Source organism: Novosphingobium sp., assembly GCF_037133355.1.
Classification (GTDB): Bacteria; Pseudomonadota; Alphaproteobacteria; order Sphingomonadales; family Sphingomonadaceae; genus Novosphingobium.
This window is the reverse complement of the sequence record NZ_JBAXOI010000011.1, coordinates 26,374-42,968: the sequence shown is the minus strand read 5'-3', so window position 1 is coordinate 42,968 and position 16,595 is coordinate 26,374. Positions and strand designations below refer to the sequence as shown.

Here is a 16,595-nt window from a genome sequence, read left to right as displayed (position 1 = left end):
ACAGGCAGACACTTGGCATAATCTGCCAGTGCGCACCGCATGAGTAAAAGATAATGCCAAATCCTGATCTAGACGCGATTGACCGCAATATCCTGCGCCGCCTTCAGCAGAATGGCCGCCTCACCAACCAGCAGCTCTGCGAGGATGTCGGCCTCAGCCCCAGCCCGTGCCTCAGGCGGGTGCGCGCGCTGGAGGAGCGCGGCGTGATCACCGGCTACGTCGCGCTGGTCGAGCCCGAGGCGATCGGCCTCCCCGTCAACGCTTTCGTGCGTATCAGGCTCGACCAGCAGGACGACCACCACCTCGCGACTTTCGAAAGCGCGGTTGCCGAATTTCCCGAGGTGATGGACTGCTATCTGATGACCGGCGAGGCGGACTACCAATTGCGCGTGCTCGTTCCCTCGCTCGCCGCCTTCGAGGATTTTCTGCGCAAGCGGCTCACCCGCATTGCCGGGGTGGCGCAAGTCACGACAAGCTTTGCGCTGCGCCCGATCGTGAACCGGACGGCCTTGCCGGTGCCGGATTGATCGCCACTTTCGTCATCGCCCGAGAGTGAGGCTCCAGACCCGCACTCCCCTGAAAACGAGAGTGACCACCCTACCCCCTTGGCTTAACCGCTCGATTGATTAAACGGTTGCGCCGACACCAAACAAAGTCCTGAAAGACCCCTCGCCTCATGTACAATCTGCTCTCCGGCATCACGGTGATCGAGGTTTCCTCTTTCGTCGCCTCGCCGACCATCGGGCTCTATCTCGCCCAGTTCGGTGCCGAGGTGATCCGCGTCGATCAGATCGGCGGCGGGCAGGATTTCAAGCGCTGGCCGTTGACTTCCGACGGCCATTCACTCTCGTGGGAAAACCTCAACCGCGCCAAGAAAAGCGTCGCGCTCGACCTGACCAAGACCGAAGGCCGCGCGGTCCTGACACAGCTGATCCAGCGCGTCGGTACGCTGGTCACCAACCTGCCCGTCGGCGGCTTCCTCGCGCACGACAAGCTGGCGACAGAGCGCCCTGACCTCATCACCGTGCGCGTCATGGGCTGGCCGGACGGCGCGATCGCGCTCGATTACACCGCCAATGCCGTGGTGGGCTATCCCGCGCTCACCGGTACGTTGGCCGACCCTTCGCCGGTCAACCACGTCCTTCCCGCATGGGACCTCCTCACCGGAGCCTACGGCGCTTTTGCTCTGGTCTCCGCCATCCGCCGCCGCGAAATGACCGGGCTTGGCGGCGAAGTCCGCTTGCCGCTTACCGATATCGCCATGGGCTCGGCCGCCAATCTCGGCCGCGTAGCCGAAGTCCTGCACGACGGGCGCGACCGCGAGCGCCTCGGCAACGGTGTCTTTGGCACGATCGGCCGAGACTTCGTGACCGCCGATGGCGTGCGCGTGATGATCGTCGCGATCAACGAACGTCAGTGGCAGGGCCTTGTCCGCGCACTTGATCTCGCCGTTCCGCTCGCCGCGCTGGAAGCGCGCCACGGCGTCTCGTTCAACGGCGATGACGGCGTGCGCTTTACGCACCGCGACGCGATCTATGCCGTGATCGAGCAGACCATAGCCCCGCTCTCCCACGCCGCGCTCACCGAAAAGCTCGATGCCAACGGCGTCACCCACGGCCCTTACAAGACGATGCCCGAAGCCGTCGCCGATCCGCGCCTTGTCGGCGGGAACCCGATGTTTGCGGCGAGCTCGGACAATCCGAGCGGCTTTGCCTATCCCGCCGCCGGAGCCTTTGCCACGATCCCGGGGCTCGACCGCCTGCCCGCCGCGCCCGCGCCCGTCCTTGGCGCCGACACACGCGATGTGCTTACCCGCCATCTTTCGCTTGATCCCCACGCCATAGACCGGCTGCTCGAAGCCGGCATCGCAGGAACCCCAGCATGAAACTCACCCGTGCCGCCATTGTCGCCCCCATCCGCACCGCCGTCGGCAAGTTCGGCGGCAGCCTTGCCGATCTCAACGCCGGACAACTCGGCGCGGTGATCCTCAAAGCCCTGATGGAGCGAACGAAGATCGACCCCGCGCGCGTCGACGATGTCGTCTTCTCGCAAGGCTACGGCAATGCCGAGGCCCCTGCCATCGGTCACTGGTCGTGGCTCGCGGCCGGGCTCCCGCTGGAAGTCCCCGGCTACCAGCTCGACCGCCGCTGCGGCTCAGGCCTGCAGGCAGTGATCAACGCCGCGATGATGGTGCAGACCGGCCAGTCCGATGTCGTCGTCGCGGGCGGCGTCGAGTCCATGTCCAACGTCGAATACTACACAACCGAGGGCCGCCGCGGCACGCGCGCGGGCGGGCTCATGCTGCACGACCGCCTGACGCGCGGCCGCCTCATGTCGCAGCCGATCGAGCGCTTCGGCGTGATCTCGGGCATGATCGAGACCGCCGAAAACCTCGCCCGCGATTACCATATCAGCCGCGAAGCCTGCGACGCCTATGCCGTACGCAGCCACCAGCGCGCCGCTTCGGCATGGCAGAACGGTCTGTTCGACGACGAACTCGTTCCCGTCGCGATCCCGCAAAAGAAGGGCGATCCGAAGATCTTCGCCCACGACGAAGGCTACCGCGCCGACGCGACGATGGAATCGCTTGGCGCGCTAAAGGCCCTCGAAGCGAAAGCCATCCCCGGCGCCGTCGTCACCGCCGGCAATGCCAGCCAGCAGAACGACGCTGCCGCCGCCTGCCTCGTCGTGGCGGAGCACAAGCTCGAAGAACTCGGTCTCGAACCGATCGCCTGGTTCCACTCGTGGGCCGCCGCCGGCTGCGATCCCGCACGCATGGGCATTGGCCCTGTCCCGGCGGTAGAGCGGCTCTTTGCGCGCACCGGCCTTGGCTGGAGCGATATCGACCTCGTCGAACTCAATGAAGCTTTCGCGCCGCAAGTCCTTGCCGTGCTCAAGGGCTGGGGCTGGAGCGACAACGACAGCCGCCACGACGTGCTCAACGTCAACGGCTCGGGCATTTCGCTCGGCCATCCCATCGGCGCAACCGGCGGGCGCATCCTTGCGAACCTCACCCGCGAACTGGTGCGCCGTCAGGGCCGCTTCGGGCTCGAAGCCATGTGCATCGGCGGCGGCCAGGGCATCGCGGCGGTGTTCGAGCGCGCGGCCTGACGTCCGGTCATCCTGTGAACCGTTCCCCTTCCCGTTCGTGTCGAGCGAAGCCGAGACACCATACGCCGCGCATGGTGTCTCGACTTCGCTCGACACGAACGGTCTTGATGTGATGAAGAACATGCAGATGGACTTGGGCGTCATACTCTCCGCAGCCCAAACCTACCGCGAAGCCGCCCGCAGTGCGCTCGCCCGCCGCCTTGCCAACCGCCCGGTGGACGCGGAGCAGCGCGCAGCGCACGGCTTTGCCTGGATCGCGACCAGCGTCGCCGCGCTCGAAGCTGTCCATGCCTGGGCCGAAGCGGGCGGCGGCACGAACCCGCTCGATGCCAAGGTCGCCGAACTCGCCTTCGCCGAAACCCTCGGCCAGCTTACCGGCGCGCTGCTGATGGGGCCCGCTGAAATGCTGCGCCCGGCCGATCTTGGCCTTACCGCCGAAGCCCGCGCTCTTGCCGAAGCCGCCGCGCCGCTGCTCGATGCCGATATGGCCGAAACCCGCGCCGCCCTCGCCGCAGCGCTGGCCGAAGGGCAGTGGCCCAGCGAAACGCTCCACGATCCCGAACTCGATGAAATCCGCGCCCAGTTCCGCCGCTTCACCGATGCCGAAATCCTCCCCCATGCGCACAAGTGGCACCTCGCCAACGCGCTGATCCCGGACGAGACCGTGCGCGCCATGGCCGATCTCGGCACCTTCGGCGTCTGCATTCCGGAGGAATACGGCGGCCTTGGCCTCGGCAAGCTGGTCATGTGCCTCGTCAGCGAGGAGCTGTCGCGCGGCTGGATCGGCGCGGGTTCCCTAGGCACGCGCTCGGAAATCGCGGGCGAGCTCATCATGCTCGGCGGCACCGAAGCACAGAAGGCCGAGTGGCTTCCCCGCATTGCCGCAGGCGAAACGCTCCCTGTCGCCGTTTTCACCGAACCCGATATCGGCTCCGATCTCGGCGCCCTCACCACGCGCGCGCAGCGGGACGATAGCGGCGACTGGGTGATCCACGGCGCCAAGACCTGGATCACCCACGCCGCCCGCTCAGACGTGATGACGCTGCTCGTCCGCACGCTTCCCGATGCTGCCGGCTATGCAGGTCTCTCGATGCTCCTCGTGCCCAAACCGCGCGGCACCGAGGAAAACCCCTTCCCGGCAGACGGCATGACCGGCAGCGAAATCGAGGTGCTGGGCTATCGCGGTATGCGAGAATACACCTTGCAGTTCGATGGCATGCATGCGCCCGCAGAAGCCCTCCTCGGCGGCAAGGAAGGCGCCGGTTTCAAGCAGCTCATGCAGACCTTCGAAGGCGCCCGCATCCAGACCGCCGCGCGCGCCGTCGGCACCGCCCGCCGCGCGCTTGAGCTTGGCTTGGCCTATGCGCTCCAACGCAAGCAGTTCGGGCAAGCGCTGATCAACTTTCCCCGCGTTGCCGACAAGCTCGCCGTGATCCTCGCAGAATACGTGACTGCACGGGAACTTTCCTATGCCGCTGCGCGCGCCAAGGATGCCGGCCGGCGCTGCGATATCGAGGCCGGCATGGCCAAACTCCACGCCGCCCGCGCTGCCTGGACCGCCGCCGATGCGTCGCTGCAGATCCATGGCGGGAACGGCTACGCGCTCGAATACGAGATCAGCCGCGTGCTGTGCGATGCGCGCATTCTCTCGATCTTCGAAGGCGCGGCGGAGATTCAGGCGCAGGTCATCGCACGCGGCCTGATGGCGGGGCGCGGCTGATGGGCGACTACACCGCATGGATCGGGCGCGAGGAGACACGCCGCGATTTTCTTGTCGATAGCCTGATCGCCCGCTGGTGTGCCGCGCTTGACCGCGATCCACCTGCAGATCGGTGCGCTCCCCAAGGCCTCCACTGGTGCCTGTGCACTCCCGACGCCCCCACGGCCGCGCTCGGGGCCGACGGCCATCCGAAGCGCGACGAAAGCCCCGCCAGCCTGCTTCCCCCGCTCCGGCTCGAACGCCGTATGTGGGCAGCGGGCGCGGTCGAGTTCCTCGCCCCGATCGGAACCGGCGCCCGGATCGAACGCCGCACCCGCGTGCTCTCGATCACCGAAAAGCAGGGCGGCACCGGCCCGCTCGTCTTCGCCGAACTCGCCCACGAGACCTCCGGCGATGGTATTCTTGCCGCGCGTGAGACCCAGACGCTGGTGTACCGCGATGCGCCGCCTCCCGGCTCGCCGCCCGCCCCGCCGCCGCTTGGCGAGGGCCGCTTCGACCCGGCCGGATGGGACGCGGTGCGCATGCTTGTCCCCGGCACGCCGCTCCTGTTCCGTTACTCCGCGCTTACCTTCAACACCCACCGCATCCACTACGACCATCCCTACGCCGTGGGCACCGAAGGCTACCGGGGCCTTGTCGTCCACGGCCCCTTGATCGCAAGCCTGCTGCTCGATCTCGCCCGCCGCGCTCTGGGCTCGGAGGCCGCACTTGCCCGCTTCCAGTTCCGCGCGGTTTCACCGGCCATCGCAGACGAGCCGCTGCATCTCGCGCTGCGGCGGGAGGAGGATGGCCTGATCCTCGCCGCGCATGCCGACGACGGGCGGCAAGTCATGGCAGCAAAGGCGACCCCGGCGGCATGAGCCGCATTGCTCTTCTCGGCGCCACAGGCACCATAGGCCGCGCGACTGCGGAGGCCTTGGTGGCGGCGGGGCACGAAGTGGTCTGCATTGTCCGCCCCCGCCGCGAGCCGCTACCGCAGATCGCCGGCGCTGTGGTGCGCGTGGCGGACCCCGCAGATCCCGTAAGCCTGATGAACGACGGCTTCGCGAGCGAGGCTTTCGATGCCGTCGTCTCCTGCATGGCCTCGCGCACCGGCGAGCCGAAGGATGCCTGGGCCATCGACCACAAGGCCCACAGCCACGTCCTTGCCGCCGCCAAGCGGGCCGGTGTGCAGCACTTCGTCCTGCTTTCGGCGATCTGCGTGCAAAAGCCCCGCCTCGCCTTCCAGCAGGCCAAGCTCGCCTTCGAGGCCGAACTGATCGCGTCGGGCCTCACCTATTCGATCGTCCGCCCAACCGCATTCTTCAAGTCACTCTCCGGTCAGATCGAGCGGGTGCGCAGCGGCAGGCCGTTCCTGCTCTTCGGCGATGGCCGGCTCACCGCCTGCAAGCCGATCAGCAACAGCGATCTCGCCGCCTATCTCGCGGGCTGCCTCACCGATCCGGCGCGCCGCAACAAGATCCTCCCGATCGGCGGCCCCGGCCCCGCCATTACCCCACGCGATCAGGGCGAGGCGCTGTTCGCCATGCTCGGCAAGGAACCCCGGTTCCGCTCGGTACCTCCCGGCTTTCTCGGCGTTATTGCCGGCGCGCTGGGCCTAGCCGGCCGGCTCGTCCCTTCGCTCGCCACGAAGGCGGAGCTTGCCCGCATCGGCCATTACTACGCCACCGAATCCATGCTCGTGCTCGACCCGGAAACCGGGCAATACAGTGCCGCGCTGACGCCCGAGACCGGCACCCGGACCTTGTTTGACCACTACCGTGCGATCCTCGCCGGCGAAGCTGCGCCGGACGCGCGCGGCGATCACTCGGTTTTCTGATGCTGCGCCGCATCCTGCGCTGGGCGGGCGCGCTACTGCTCCTTGCCATCGCCGCGCTGGCCATCTGGCTCTACGCTCCGGACAAGGCCCGCGCCGCGCTCGAGGCGGCCTATCCCGGCACCTACCGCGAAGTAGCCGGTCTGCGTCTGCGCCTGCGTGACACAGGCCCGCGCGATGCCCCGGCGCTGATCATGCTCCACGGTTTCGGGTCCAGCCTCGATACGTGGGAGCCCTGGGCCACCGCGCTCTCACGCCGCTACCGCGTCATCCGGCTTGATCTGCCCGGCTTTGGCCTCACTGGCCCCGATCCCATCGGCGACTATTCCGATCAGCGCACGCTGGCGATCCTGGCGGGCCTGATGGACCAGCTTGGCCTGCCGCGCGCCGCCTTCATTGGCAATTCGCTCGGCGGGCGCTTTGCCTGGCAGTTCGCCGCCGCCCATCCCGAGCGTGTCACCCGCCTCGTGCTGATCTCGCCCGACGGTTTTGCCAGCCCCGGCTTCGAATACGGCAGGGCGCCCGAAGTGCCGCTGATGATGGAAGCCATGCCCTGGGTCGGCCCGCGCAGCCTCATCCGCGCCAATCTCGCCCCGGCCTGGGCCCGCCCCGACGCGCTCCCCGATGCCGTGCTCGACCGTTACCGCGACATGCTGCTTGCCCCGGGCGTGCGCCGCGCGATCCTGGACCGCACGCGCCAGACCGTGCTCACTGATCCTTCGGCGCGCCTCAAGCGCATAACCGCGCCCACGCTCCTCCTCTGGGGCGAGGAGGATCAAATGATCCCCGTCCGCAATGCCGCGGATTACCTGCGCCTTATGCCCCATGCCGCGCTCGTACGCCTGCCCGGCATGGGCCACGTGCCGTTCGAGGAAGCCCCGGCCCAGGCGCTGCCGCCGCTCGAACGGTTCCTTGCCAACGAGACCCCCTGACCGAGGCAGACGACAGATGCATTTTCGGCATCTGCGCATGCGGAAAACGCGCCGTTCCGGCTTGACGAAGTGAACGTTCCCAGCTAGGTGAACGTTCACAATCGGCGTTCACCCTTACAGAACGCCGGATTTCAGGGGGAAGAATCGGAATGAAAGGATCGCGCAAGCCTGCTCACGCCCACCTCATGCTTGGGGTTTCGGCAGCAGCACTCGCCCTTACCGCGCAAGGCGCCCTCGCGCAGGAAGCGGCCCAGCCCGCCGCCGCTCCGCAGGCCGCTGCCACTGATGAACCGGCCAACGCCATCGTTGTGACCGGCATCCGCGCCAGCCTCAGAAGCTCGATGAACCTCAAGCGCACCAACATCGGTGTGATCGATGCGATTTCGGCCGAAGACATCGGCAAGTTCCCCGATACCAACCTCGCCGAATCGCTCCAGCGCATCACCGGCGTTTCGATCGACCGCGCCAACGGCGAAGGTTCGACCGTTACCGTTCGCGGCTTCGGCCCTGATTTCAACCTGGTGCTCCTCAACGGCCGCCAGATGCCGGCCTCCGGCCTCGGCGGCTCTAGCGGCGCCCCGGCCTCGCGCAGCTTCGACTTCGCGAACCTCGCCTCGGAAGGCATCGCGGGCGTCGAAGTCTACAAGTCGGGCCGTGCCCCGATCGCCACTGGCGGCATCGGCTCGGTGATCAACATCAAGACGGCCAAGCCGCTCGACCGGCCGGGCCTGCATGGCAGCATCGGCTTCAAGGCGCTCTACGACACCTCGGTGTTTGATGGCGCGAAGACCAAGCCAGAAGTCTCGGGCATCATCAGCGATACCTTTGCCGACAACCGCATCGGTATCGCGATCAGCGGTTCCTACCAGGATCGCCGCGCGAGCCAGGCGCAGTTCAACGCCGGCTGGCGTGAAGGCTACCTCGGCAACGAGAACAACTGGGGTTCGCTCCCCGTCGACGCCAACGACTGGCGCGGCAACTACGCGCGGACCGAAAACCGCCCGGGTCCGAACACGGTCTACCAGGTCACGCAGAACGCCGGGTATGACTTCACCACGTTCGAGCGCAAGCGCATCAACGGCCAGGCCGTGGTGCAGGTCAAGCCGACCGACACGCTCGTCGCGACCGTCGACTACACCTTCTCGCAGAACACCATCGATGCCCGCCGCAACAGCATCGGTGTGTGGTTCAACCACGACCAGACCAGCAGCAGCTGGACCGACGGCCCGGCCGCCGGCCCCAACTTCTACGCAGAAGCCTTCGGCCCCGGCAAGGATCTCGCCATCACCGGTGCGATCGAAGCCAACCGCTCGATCAACCGCTCGATCGGCGGCAACCTCAAGTGGGATGGCCCGGGCGGCCTGCGCCTCGAGCTCGACGGTCACCACTCGACCGCCGAAAGCAAGCCCACCGCGCCTTACGGTTCGGGCATTGCCGTGGGCAGCGCGATCTTCGGCGTGAAGAACCAGAAGGTCGATTTCACCAAGACCATGCCGGTCATCTCGGTCGAGATGTACCCCGGCGCAGATATCACCGCGGCGAACATCCGTCCGGCGGGCAACGCCTTCCGCACGGCCTACATGCGCGACGAGATCAACGAAGTCAGCTTCCGCGGCGGCTATGACTTCGACGCTTCGTTCATCGACAGCCTCGATTTCGGCGTGACCTACACCGAAAACAAGGTGCGCTCGGCATTCGGCGTGATCCAGAACGATACCTGGGGCGGCACGCTCTCGGCTGCCGATACACCGGATGACATCTACACCAGCCGCGACTTGCCGGGCGATCTCAAGGGCATGAGCGGTGCGGACCTTTCGGGGGTCATTCCGAACTACTTCCAGATCGACACCACGCGCCTTGTCCAGCTGCTCGACAGCAAGCTCGGCATCTGCGCCAGCGCGACGGAGGCTGGTACCTGCTACGGCAAGTTCACCACCGACCGCACGGTGAAGGAGCGGACCTGGGCGCCTTACATCCAGACCCTGCACACCTTCGATCTGGGCGAGAACCCGGCCCACCTGCGGCTTGGCTTGCGCTATGAAAAGACCAAGATCGACAGCTCGGCGCAGGTTCCGATTCCGGTCCGCACCGTGTGGTCGGGCGGCAACGAAACCGGGATCGACTACGGCGCGGTGCCGACGATCTCGGCCGCCTCGCTCAAGGGTGAATACGAGAACTGGCTGCCCGCGATCGACTTCGACATGTCGCCGATCAAGAACGTCAAGCTGCGCGCCTCGTACAGCCAGACGATCACGCGTCCGGACTACTCGAGCATGCAGGGCGGCACCTCGCTCGCTTCGCCGATCCGCATCGGCGGCAGCACCGCCTCGAGCGGCAACCCGGGCCTGCTGCCCTACAAGTCGCAGAACGTCGATCTTTCGGCTGAGTGGTACTATGCCCCGACGAGCTACATCTCGGTGGGCTTCTTCCACAAGGTCGTGAAGAACTTCATCAGCCAGACTCAGGTGAACCAGCCGGCCTTCGGCCTCACCAACGCCGCTGCCGGTCCGAAGGCAACCGAAGCGCGCAACGCGCTCGGTGCGGGCGCAACCGCGCAGCAGCTGATCGACTACATCGCCACGAAGTACCCTTCGTCGGCGGTGAAGGACGGCAACGGCGCCGTTGTGGGCATCATCGGCGACTCCGGCGATCCGCTGGTGAACTTCATCACCACCCAGCCCACCAACAGCGACCAGAAGGCCAAGCTCTGGGGCTGGGAATTCGCGGTGCAGCACAGCTTCTGGGAAACCGGCTTCGGTGCGATCGTGAACTACACGGTGGTTCAGAGCGACACCAAGTTCGACGATACCAAGCGCTACACCGTCCCGCAGTTCGCTGTGAACGGCGTCAGCAACAGCGCCAACGCGGTGCTGTTCTATGACAAGCACGGCCTTCAGGCCCGCGTCGCCTACAACTGGCGCGCCGGCTTCCTCGGCGGCTACGGCTTTGATCCCTACTACACCAATTCCTATGGGCAGTGGGACATGAGCGCGAGCTACGAGATCAAGAAGGGCCTCACGATCTTTGCCGAAGGCATCAACGTCACGAATGCCGACCGCAAGGGCCATATGCGTAACAATCAGACCGTGTTCTTCGCAGCACCCGGTTATGCTCGCTACGCAGCAGGGGCCCGCTTCACCTTCTGACGCTTTCAAAGAGCCTTTGAAGGTCGCAATGTTCGAGAGCCGCACTGCCCTGCTGTGCGGCTCTCGTCTTTGGTAAAGCAGGCAAATCTGCGCTATGGTCACCCTGGCATGAGCAACCCGGTCCAGCATGTGGTGATTGTCGGCGGCGGCACGGCTGGCTGGCTTGCGGCGTGCCTGCTTGCCGCGCGCTTGCCCGGCCGCAAGATCACATTGGTCGAGGCGCCCGATATCCCGACCATTGGCGTCGGCGAAGGCACCTGGCCGACGATGCGCGAGACGCTGGGCATGATCGGCATTCCCGAGGCTGAGTTCCTGCGCGAGTGCGACGCTGCGTTCAAGCAAGGCTCGCGCTTCGACGGCTGGCATGACGGCAGCCCCGCCGACAGCTACCTTCATCCCTTCACCGCCCCGCCGCCCGCCGAAATGCACGGCCTTGCCTCCGCTTGGCAAGCGGGCGGATGCGCTGGTCCCTTTGCTGCGGCCATCACGCCGCAGCATGCGGTCTGCAGTGCCAATCTCGCCCCGCGTCAGCGGGCGATGCCAGACTATGCCGGTGCGCTGAACTACGGCTACCATCTCGATGCCGGAAAGTTCGCCGCGCTGCTTATGCGCCATGCCACGAACCGGCTCGGCGTCACCCGGATTGCTGCACATGTCACCGGCGTTACCCGCGCAGCAAACGGCGATATTGCCGCACTCGTGCTGCGGGATCAGATACCGGTCGCAGGCGATCTGTTCCTCGATTGCTCTGGCCAGGCCGGCATCCTGATCGCGGGCGAATGTGGCGCAGGCTGGGTTGACCGCTCCGACGTTTCGTTCAACGATCGCGCGCTGGCCGTACAGGTCCCGGTCGCGCCTGGCAGCCCCATCGCCGCACAGACCATCGGCACCGCGCACGAAGCGGGCTGGCTCTGGGATATCGGTCTCCCCACAAGGCGCGGCGTGGGCTGCGTCTACGCCTCGCGCTTTCTTACCGATGAACGCGCTGAAGAAATCCTTATGGCCCATGTCGCTGCAAACGTTCCCGGCGCCGATCCCGCCAGCCTGAAACCGCGCAAGCTGGCCTTCGCAACCGGCCACCGCGACCGCTTCTGGATCGGCAACTGCCTTGCCGTGGGGCTTTCTGCCGGTTTCATCGAACCGCTTGAAGCCTCGGCGATCGTGCTGATCGAACTTTCCTTGAAGGCGCTTGCCGAAAATTTCCCGCAAACCCGCGCCAGCATGGATATCCACGCCGCGCGCTTCAACGAACTGTTCCGCTACCGCTGGGACCGCATCGTCGAATTCCTCAAGCTTCACTACGTGCTGAGCGCCCGCCCGGAACCCTACTGGCAGGCCCAGCGCGCACCGGAGACCATACCTGCCCGCCTTGCCGAATGCCTCGCCCTGTGGCGTGAACAGTCACCCTCGGCTTGGGATTTTCCCCGGGTCGATGAAATGTTCCCTGCCGCAAGCCAGCAATTTGTGCTGCACGGTATGGGCTATCCGGTCCCACTCTCCGACACTGCCTCCTTGCGTGCTGATTCCGCACGCCTTTCCGAAGTCACCGCCAAGGCCCGCGCGCTCACGGCCGCACTGCCCACCGCGCGCGACTACCTCGATCGCCTCGCCGCGCAAGCCCCGGCTGCCAGGATACCCGCATGAGCCAGCACCAGATCCTCAATTCCACCGATCACGGCCAACTTCGCATCTACACCGAAGCGGGCGCCGAGTTCGGCGACAACGTCATGGCCTCCCTCGCCATGCCGGCCGAGTTCCGCGAAGTGCAGGCGCATTATCCCATCGTCTTTCGGCGTGATGCCGAAACCGGCAAGCTCGCCGCGCTGGCGCTGTTCGGGTTCGAGGCGGGCGAGAACCTGTTTCTTTCCGGCAGCACCTGGGAGGCACGCTATCGCCCCATGGCGCATGCCGTGCAGCCGTTCCTGATCGGCCGTCCGGCAGAAGAGGGCGCAGCTCCGCAAGTTCACATCGATATGGACAGCCCGCGGATCTCGACCTCCGGCGAAGGCATGCGCGTGTTCGACGATGCCGGCACGCCCACACCCTACCTCGAAGCCGTGGCGACCATGCTCGGCGATCTCGACTATGCCTGGCACGAAAGCCCCGCCTTCTTCACCGCGCTCGAGGCCTATGATCTGGTCGAACCGTTCAGCCTCGAAGTCACGCTCGACAACGGATCGGTGCAGTCGCTCGTCGGCTTCCAGACGATCCATGAGGACCGCCTCGCCGCGCTGGATGGCGAGGCGCTCGCGGCGCTGATGTCCGAGGGGCACCTTGCGCAGATCTACATGGTCCTCGCCAGTCTCGCCCAGTTCGGCGGGCTCGTCGCACGCAAGAACCGCAAGGTCCTCCTTGGCTGAGGCAGACGCCTCGATCTTCGCCGCGATACCGGCGGTAGAGGAGCGCGAGGCCGCAGACGCTGCCGCGCTCGATGCTCTGTTGCTGGGCGCGCGCGCGCCGTTCGTGATCCGCGGCCTCGTGAAGGACTGGCCGCTCGTCCAGGCCGGCCTCACCTCGTCCCGCGCCGCGCGCGACTACCTGCTGGCGCGCGCCCGGCCAGTGCCCTTCTCCGTCTCGCTCGGCCAGCCCGGCAAGGATGGCCGCCTGTTCTATGATGCAGCAATGGAGATGAATTTCCGCGAGGCGCGCGGCAAGCTTGCCGACATATTCGGCGGCATGGACGCCAACGAGGGTCGCACCGATGCCCCGGCGATCTATCTCGGCTCGATCAGCGTACCCGCCCACTTCACCACCGTCGGCGCCGAAAACACCATCGATCTCGGCACCCGCGAGCCCATCATCAGCCTGTGGATCGGCACGCCGACGCGCATCGCGGCGCACAACGATTTTCCCGACAATCTTGCATGCTGCGCCGCCGGTCGCCGCCGCTTCACACTGTTTCCGCCCGAACAGTTCGCCAATCTCTACCTCGGCCCGATCGACAACACGCCTGCGGGCCGCGCGGTCTCGATGGTCGATTTCCACGCACCCGATTTCGCCGCCCACCCCCGCTTCACCGATGCACTGGCCGCGGCGCAAGTCGCGGAACTGGAGCCGGGCGATGCGCTCTTCATTCCCTCGATGTGGTGGCACCATGTCGAAGGGCTTGCCCCGTTCAACATCCTGATGAACTACTGGTGGCGCGATACGCCGCGCTGGCTCGGGCAGCCGCAGGACGCGCTCAACCACGCGATCCTTTCGATCCGCGATCTGCCCGCCGAGGACAAGGCGATCTGGCGCGCCCTGTTCGATCACTACGTGTTCGACAGCAGCACCGCAGTAACCGCCCACATCCCCGAAGGCGGACGCGGCATTCTGGATCCGCTCGATCCCGCCGCCGCCGGCCGCCTCCGCTCGTTTCTCCTAAGGACCCTCAGCAAATGACCCAGACTTACACAAAGCGCCGCGTCGTCGTCGCCGGTGGCGGCACCGCCGGCTGGATGGCCGCGGCCGCACTTGCACGTACCTTGGGCGATGCGATCGAACTCACCCTCGTCGAATCCGAATTGATCGGCACGATCGGCGTCGGCGAAAGCACCATTCCCCCGCTAGTCGCCTACAACCGCCTGCTCGGCATCGCCGAGGCAGATTTCATGCGCGCCACGCAGGCGACCTTCAAGCTGGGCATCAATTTCGAGAACTGGCGCGTCCAGGGTGAAAACTACTTCCATTCCTTCGGCGTCACCGGCCGCGATCACTGGAGTGCCGGCTTCCAGCACTTCTGGATGCACGGCCTGACCAAGGGCCACGAGGCGAGCTACGACGACTACTGCATCGAGCTTCAGGCCGCGATGAAGTCCAGGTTCGCGCATTTGCCCGACAACCGCATCAACTACGCCTACCAGCTCGATTCCGGGCTCTACGCAGCATTTCTGCGCAAGCTGGCCGAAGCCGATGGTGCGCGCCGCGTCGAAGGCAAGATCGCCGAGGTCGAACTGAGCCCCGAAAGCGGCGATATCGCCGCGCTGCGCCTCGAATCCGGCCAGCGCATCGAAGGTGACTTGTTCCTTGATTGCACGGGCTTTCGCGCTCTCCTCATCGAAGGCGCGCTCCACGTGGGTTATGACGACTGGACCCACTGGCTCCCCTGCGATTCCGCCATCGCGGTGCAGACCGCCAGTGTCCGCCCGCCTGTGCCCTATACCCGCGCCATCGCCCACGATGCCGGCTGGCAATGGCGTATTCCGCTGCAGCACCGGCAGGGCAACGGCATCGTCTATTGCAGCCGCTACCTCTCGAAGGACGCCGCGCTCGACCGGCTGTTCTCGACCGTGGAGGGCGAGCGCCTCACCGAGCCCAACGTGATCCGCTTCACCACCGGCGCGCGGCGCAAGCAATGGCATCGCAATTGTGTGGCGGTCGGCCTTTCGGGCGGCTTCATGGAGCCGCTCGAATCCACCAGCATTCACCTCATCCAGCGCGCCATCCTGCGCATCGTGCGCATGCTGCCGATGGGCGAGATCAGTGCGCGCGACGTTGCCGAGTTCAACGACCAGCAGATGACCGACATGGAGCAGATCCGCGACTTCCTGATCCTGCACTACAAGGCCACCGACCGGCGCGACAGTCCGTTCTGGCGCCAGTGCGCGGCGATGGATATCCCCGAAAGCCTTACCCACAAGATCGAGTTGTTCCGCGAAACCGGCCGCGTGTTCCGCAAGAACGAGGAACTGTTTGTCGAAAACAGCTGGGTCCAGGTCATGATGGGACAAGGGATCATGCCAAAAGCCTATCACCCCGTCGCGACCAAGCTTAGCGATGCCGAGCTCGCGCACTTGCTTACCGGCCTGCGCGAGAGCGTGACCAAGACGGTTGCCGGGCTCCCGGATCATCAGGCCTATGTCGCGCAGTATTGCGGCGCGAAGGAATCGAAGGCAGCCTGATGCGCACCCTGCTCAAATGCGCCGCCCCGCTCGCCGCACTCCTCGCCGCGCAGCCCGCACTCGCCGCCGCACCGGCCGGCGACTGGCAACTTGTCTGGTCGGACGAGTTCACGGCCACTACCATCGACAGGACCAAGTGGGACTTTGACGTCGACTGCTGGGGCGGTGGCAACAACGAGCGCCAGTGCTACACCGACAAGGTCCGCAACGCGCGCGTCGTGGCCGGCAAGCTTGTCATCACCGCGCGGCGCGAGCCGACCACTGGGCCCGCCCTTCCCGCCAGCCAGCGGCCCAACCCGTCCGATCCCGGTACGCTCGTCAAGCGCGACTACAGCTCGGCCCGGATGGTCACGCGCGGCAAGGCCTCGTGGCGCTATGGCCGGATCGAAGTGCGCGCCAGCCTGCCGCAGGGCCAGGGCACCTGGCCTGCGATCTGGATGCTGCCGGAAAAATGGGTCTACGGCGGTTGGGCCGCATCGGGCGAGATCGACATCATGGAAGCGGTCAACCTCGGCGTGCCGTGCCAGGCGTGCAGCACCGGCAAGGAAGACACGATCCTCGGCACGATCCATTTCGGCAAGCAGTGGCCGGGCAACGTCTTTGCCTCTACCTCGATCCACTACCCTGCCGTGCTCAAGGGCTACCACACTTACGCCATCGAATGGACGCCGGACCGCATCATCTGGCAAGTCGACGGCAAGACTTATGCCACGCGGACCCGCAACGAATGGTGGTCCGGGGGCTCCAGCGCCCCCGGCGCGCCGTTCGATCAGTCCTTCCACCTTCTGCTCAATCTCGCCATCGGCGGCGGCCTTCCCGAATCTCGCGGGACCGGCGGTGTTTCAACCGCCAATTTTCCCAAGCGCTTCTTGATCGATTGGGTCCGCGTCTGGCAGAAGCCCATGACAACTGCCAGCACACCGCCGGCTGTTGGCGGGCAGACTGTCGCCATGGCAGCACCTGCGAGACAAGAAGGGGGCAAGTAGC

At 66.1% G+C, this 16,595-nt stretch carries 13 protein-coding genes; all 13 read left to right on the top strand.

Annotated features, from left to right (window positions below):
• Positions 1-53 precede the first annotated feature (53 nt).
• The 13 genes from WCL10_RS12300 to WCL10_RS12240 all read left to right on the top strand — a co-directional run bounded on the left by WCL10_RS12300 (position 54) and on the right by WCL10_RS12240 (position 16,594).
• Positions 54-527, top strand: a complete 474-nt coding sequence (locus WCL10_RS12300) for an Lrp/AsnC family transcriptional regulator (protein ID WP_336895939.1) — start codon at positions 54-56, stop codon at positions 525-527.
• A gap of 149 nt (positions 528-676) precedes the next feature.
• On the top strand, positions 677-1,885 hold the full coding sequence (locus WCL10_RS12295; RefSeq protein ID WP_336895938.1) for a CoA transferase: 1,209 nt from the start codon (positions 677-679) through the stop codon (positions 1,883-1,885).
• On the top strand, positions 1,882-3,111 hold the full coding sequence (locus WCL10_RS12290) for an acetyl-CoA C-acetyltransferase (protein ID WP_336895937.1): 1,230 nt from the start codon (positions 1,882-1,884) through the stop codon (positions 3,109-3,111). Before WCL10_RS12295 ends, WCL10_RS12290 begins: the two co-directional genes overlap by 4 nt.
• A gap of 121 nt (positions 3,112-3,232) precedes the next feature.
• Entirely contained in the window at positions 3,233-4,831 is a 1,599-nt protein-coding gene (locus WCL10_RS12285; protein WP_336896016.1) for an acyl-CoA dehydrogenase family protein, read from the top strand.
• Positions 4,831-5,691 carry a hypothetical protein gene (locus tag WCL10_RS12280; protein WP_336895936.1) on the top strand — a complete coding sequence of 287 codons (861 nt, stop codon included), beginning with the start codon at positions 4,831-4,833 and terminating at the stop codon, positions 5,689-5,691. The genes WCL10_RS12285 and WCL10_RS12280 overlap by 1 nt, the downstream gene beginning before the upstream one ends.
• Positions 5,688-6,650: an NAD(P)H-binding protein gene (locus WCL10_RS12275; RefSeq protein WP_336895935.1), complete on the top strand. Its 963-nt coding sequence runs from the start codon at positions 5,688-5,690 to the stop codon at positions 6,648-6,650. The genes WCL10_RS12280 and WCL10_RS12275 overlap by 4 nt, the downstream gene beginning before the upstream one ends.
• Complete coding sequence (locus tag WCL10_RS12270; RefSeq protein WP_336895934.1) at positions 6,650-7,579, top strand: alpha/beta fold hydrolase; 930 nt, start codon at positions 6,650-6,652, stop codon at positions 7,577-7,579. The genes WCL10_RS12275 and WCL10_RS12270 overlap by 1 nt, the downstream gene beginning before the upstream one ends.
• Positions 7,580-7,728: 149 nt before the next feature.
• Entirely contained in the window at positions 7,729-10,725 is a 2,997-nt protein-coding gene (locus tag WCL10_RS12265; protein ID WP_336895933.1) for a TonB-dependent receptor, read from the top strand.
• Between the two features lie 108 nt (positions 10,726-10,833).
• Positions 10,834-12,369: a tryptophan halogenase family protein gene (locus tag WCL10_RS12260; RefSeq protein ID WP_336895932.1), complete on the top strand. Its 1,536-nt coding sequence runs from the start codon at positions 10,834-10,836 to the stop codon at positions 12,367-12,369.
• Positions 12,366-13,085 carry a SapC family protein gene (locus tag WCL10_RS12255; protein ID WP_336895931.1) on the top strand — a complete coding sequence of 240 codons (720 nt, stop codon included), beginning with the start codon at positions 12,366-12,368 and terminating at the stop codon, positions 13,083-13,085. Before WCL10_RS12260 ends, WCL10_RS12255 begins: the two co-directional genes overlap by 4 nt.
• Positions 13,078-14,109, top strand: coding sequence for a cupin-like domain-containing protein (locus WCL10_RS12250; protein WP_336895930.1), 1,032 nt, complete (start codon positions 13,078-13,080; stop codon positions 14,107-14,109). Before WCL10_RS12255 ends, WCL10_RS12250 begins: the two co-directional genes overlap by 8 nt.
• Positions 14,106-15,608, top strand: coding sequence for a tryptophan halogenase family protein (locus WCL10_RS12245; RefSeq protein ID WP_336895929.1), 1,503 nt, complete (start codon positions 14,106-14,108; stop codon positions 15,606-15,608). Before WCL10_RS12250 ends, WCL10_RS12245 begins: the two co-directional genes overlap by 4 nt.
• Positions 15,608-16,594, top strand: a complete 987-nt coding sequence (locus WCL10_RS12240; RefSeq protein ID WP_336895928.1) for a glycoside hydrolase family 16 protein — start codon at positions 15,608-15,610, stop codon at positions 16,592-16,594. The genes WCL10_RS12245 and WCL10_RS12240 overlap by 1 nt, the downstream gene beginning before the upstream one ends.
• The last annotated feature ends 1 nt before the right edge of the window (position 16,595 follow it).

Coding starts and splice junctions, on each gene's coding strand:
- WCL10_RS12275 (WP_336895935.1), top strand. CDS start 5,688: ATGAGCCGCATTGCTCTTCTCGGCGCCACAGGCACCATAGGCCGCGCG.
- WCL10_RS12255 (WP_336895931.1), top strand. CDS start 12,366: ATGAGCCAGCACCAGATCCTCAATTCCACCGATCACGGCCAACTTCGC.
- WCL10_RS12290 (WP_336895937.1), top strand. CDS start 1,882: ATGAAACTCACCCGTGCCGCCATTGTCGCCCCCATCCGCACCGCCGTC.
- WCL10_RS12270 (WP_336895934.1), top strand. CDS start 6,650: ATGCTGCGCCGCATCCTGCGCTGGGCGGGCGCGCTACTGCTCCTTGCC.
- WCL10_RS12285 (WP_336896016.1), top strand. CDS start 3,233: ATGCAGATGGACTTGGGCGTCATACTCTCCGCAGCCCAAACCTACCGC.
- WCL10_RS12295 (WP_336895938.1), top strand. CDS start 677: ATGTACAATCTGCTCTCCGGCATCACGGTGATCGAGGTTTCCTCTTTC.
- WCL10_RS12280 (WP_336895936.1), top strand. CDS start 4,831: ATGGGCGACTACACCGCATGGATCGGGCGCGAGGAGACACGCCGCGAT.
- WCL10_RS12265 (WP_336895933.1), top strand. CDS start 7,729: ATGAAAGGATCGCGCAAGCCTGCTCACGCCCACCTCATGCTTGGGGTT.
- WCL10_RS12240 (WP_336895928.1), top strand. CDS start 15,608: ATGCGCACCCTGCTCAAATGCGCCGCCCCGCTCGCCGCACTCCTCGCC.
- WCL10_RS12300 (WP_336895939.1), top strand. CDS start 54: ATGCCAAATCCTGATCTAGACGCGATTGACCGCAATATCCTGCGCCGC.
- WCL10_RS12245 (WP_336895929.1), top strand. CDS start 14,106: ATGACCCAGACTTACACAAAGCGCCGCGTCGTCGTCGCCGGTGGCGGC.
- WCL10_RS12260 (WP_336895932.1), top strand. CDS start 10,834: ATGAGCAACCCGGTCCAGCATGTGGTGATTGTCGGCGGCGGCACGGCT.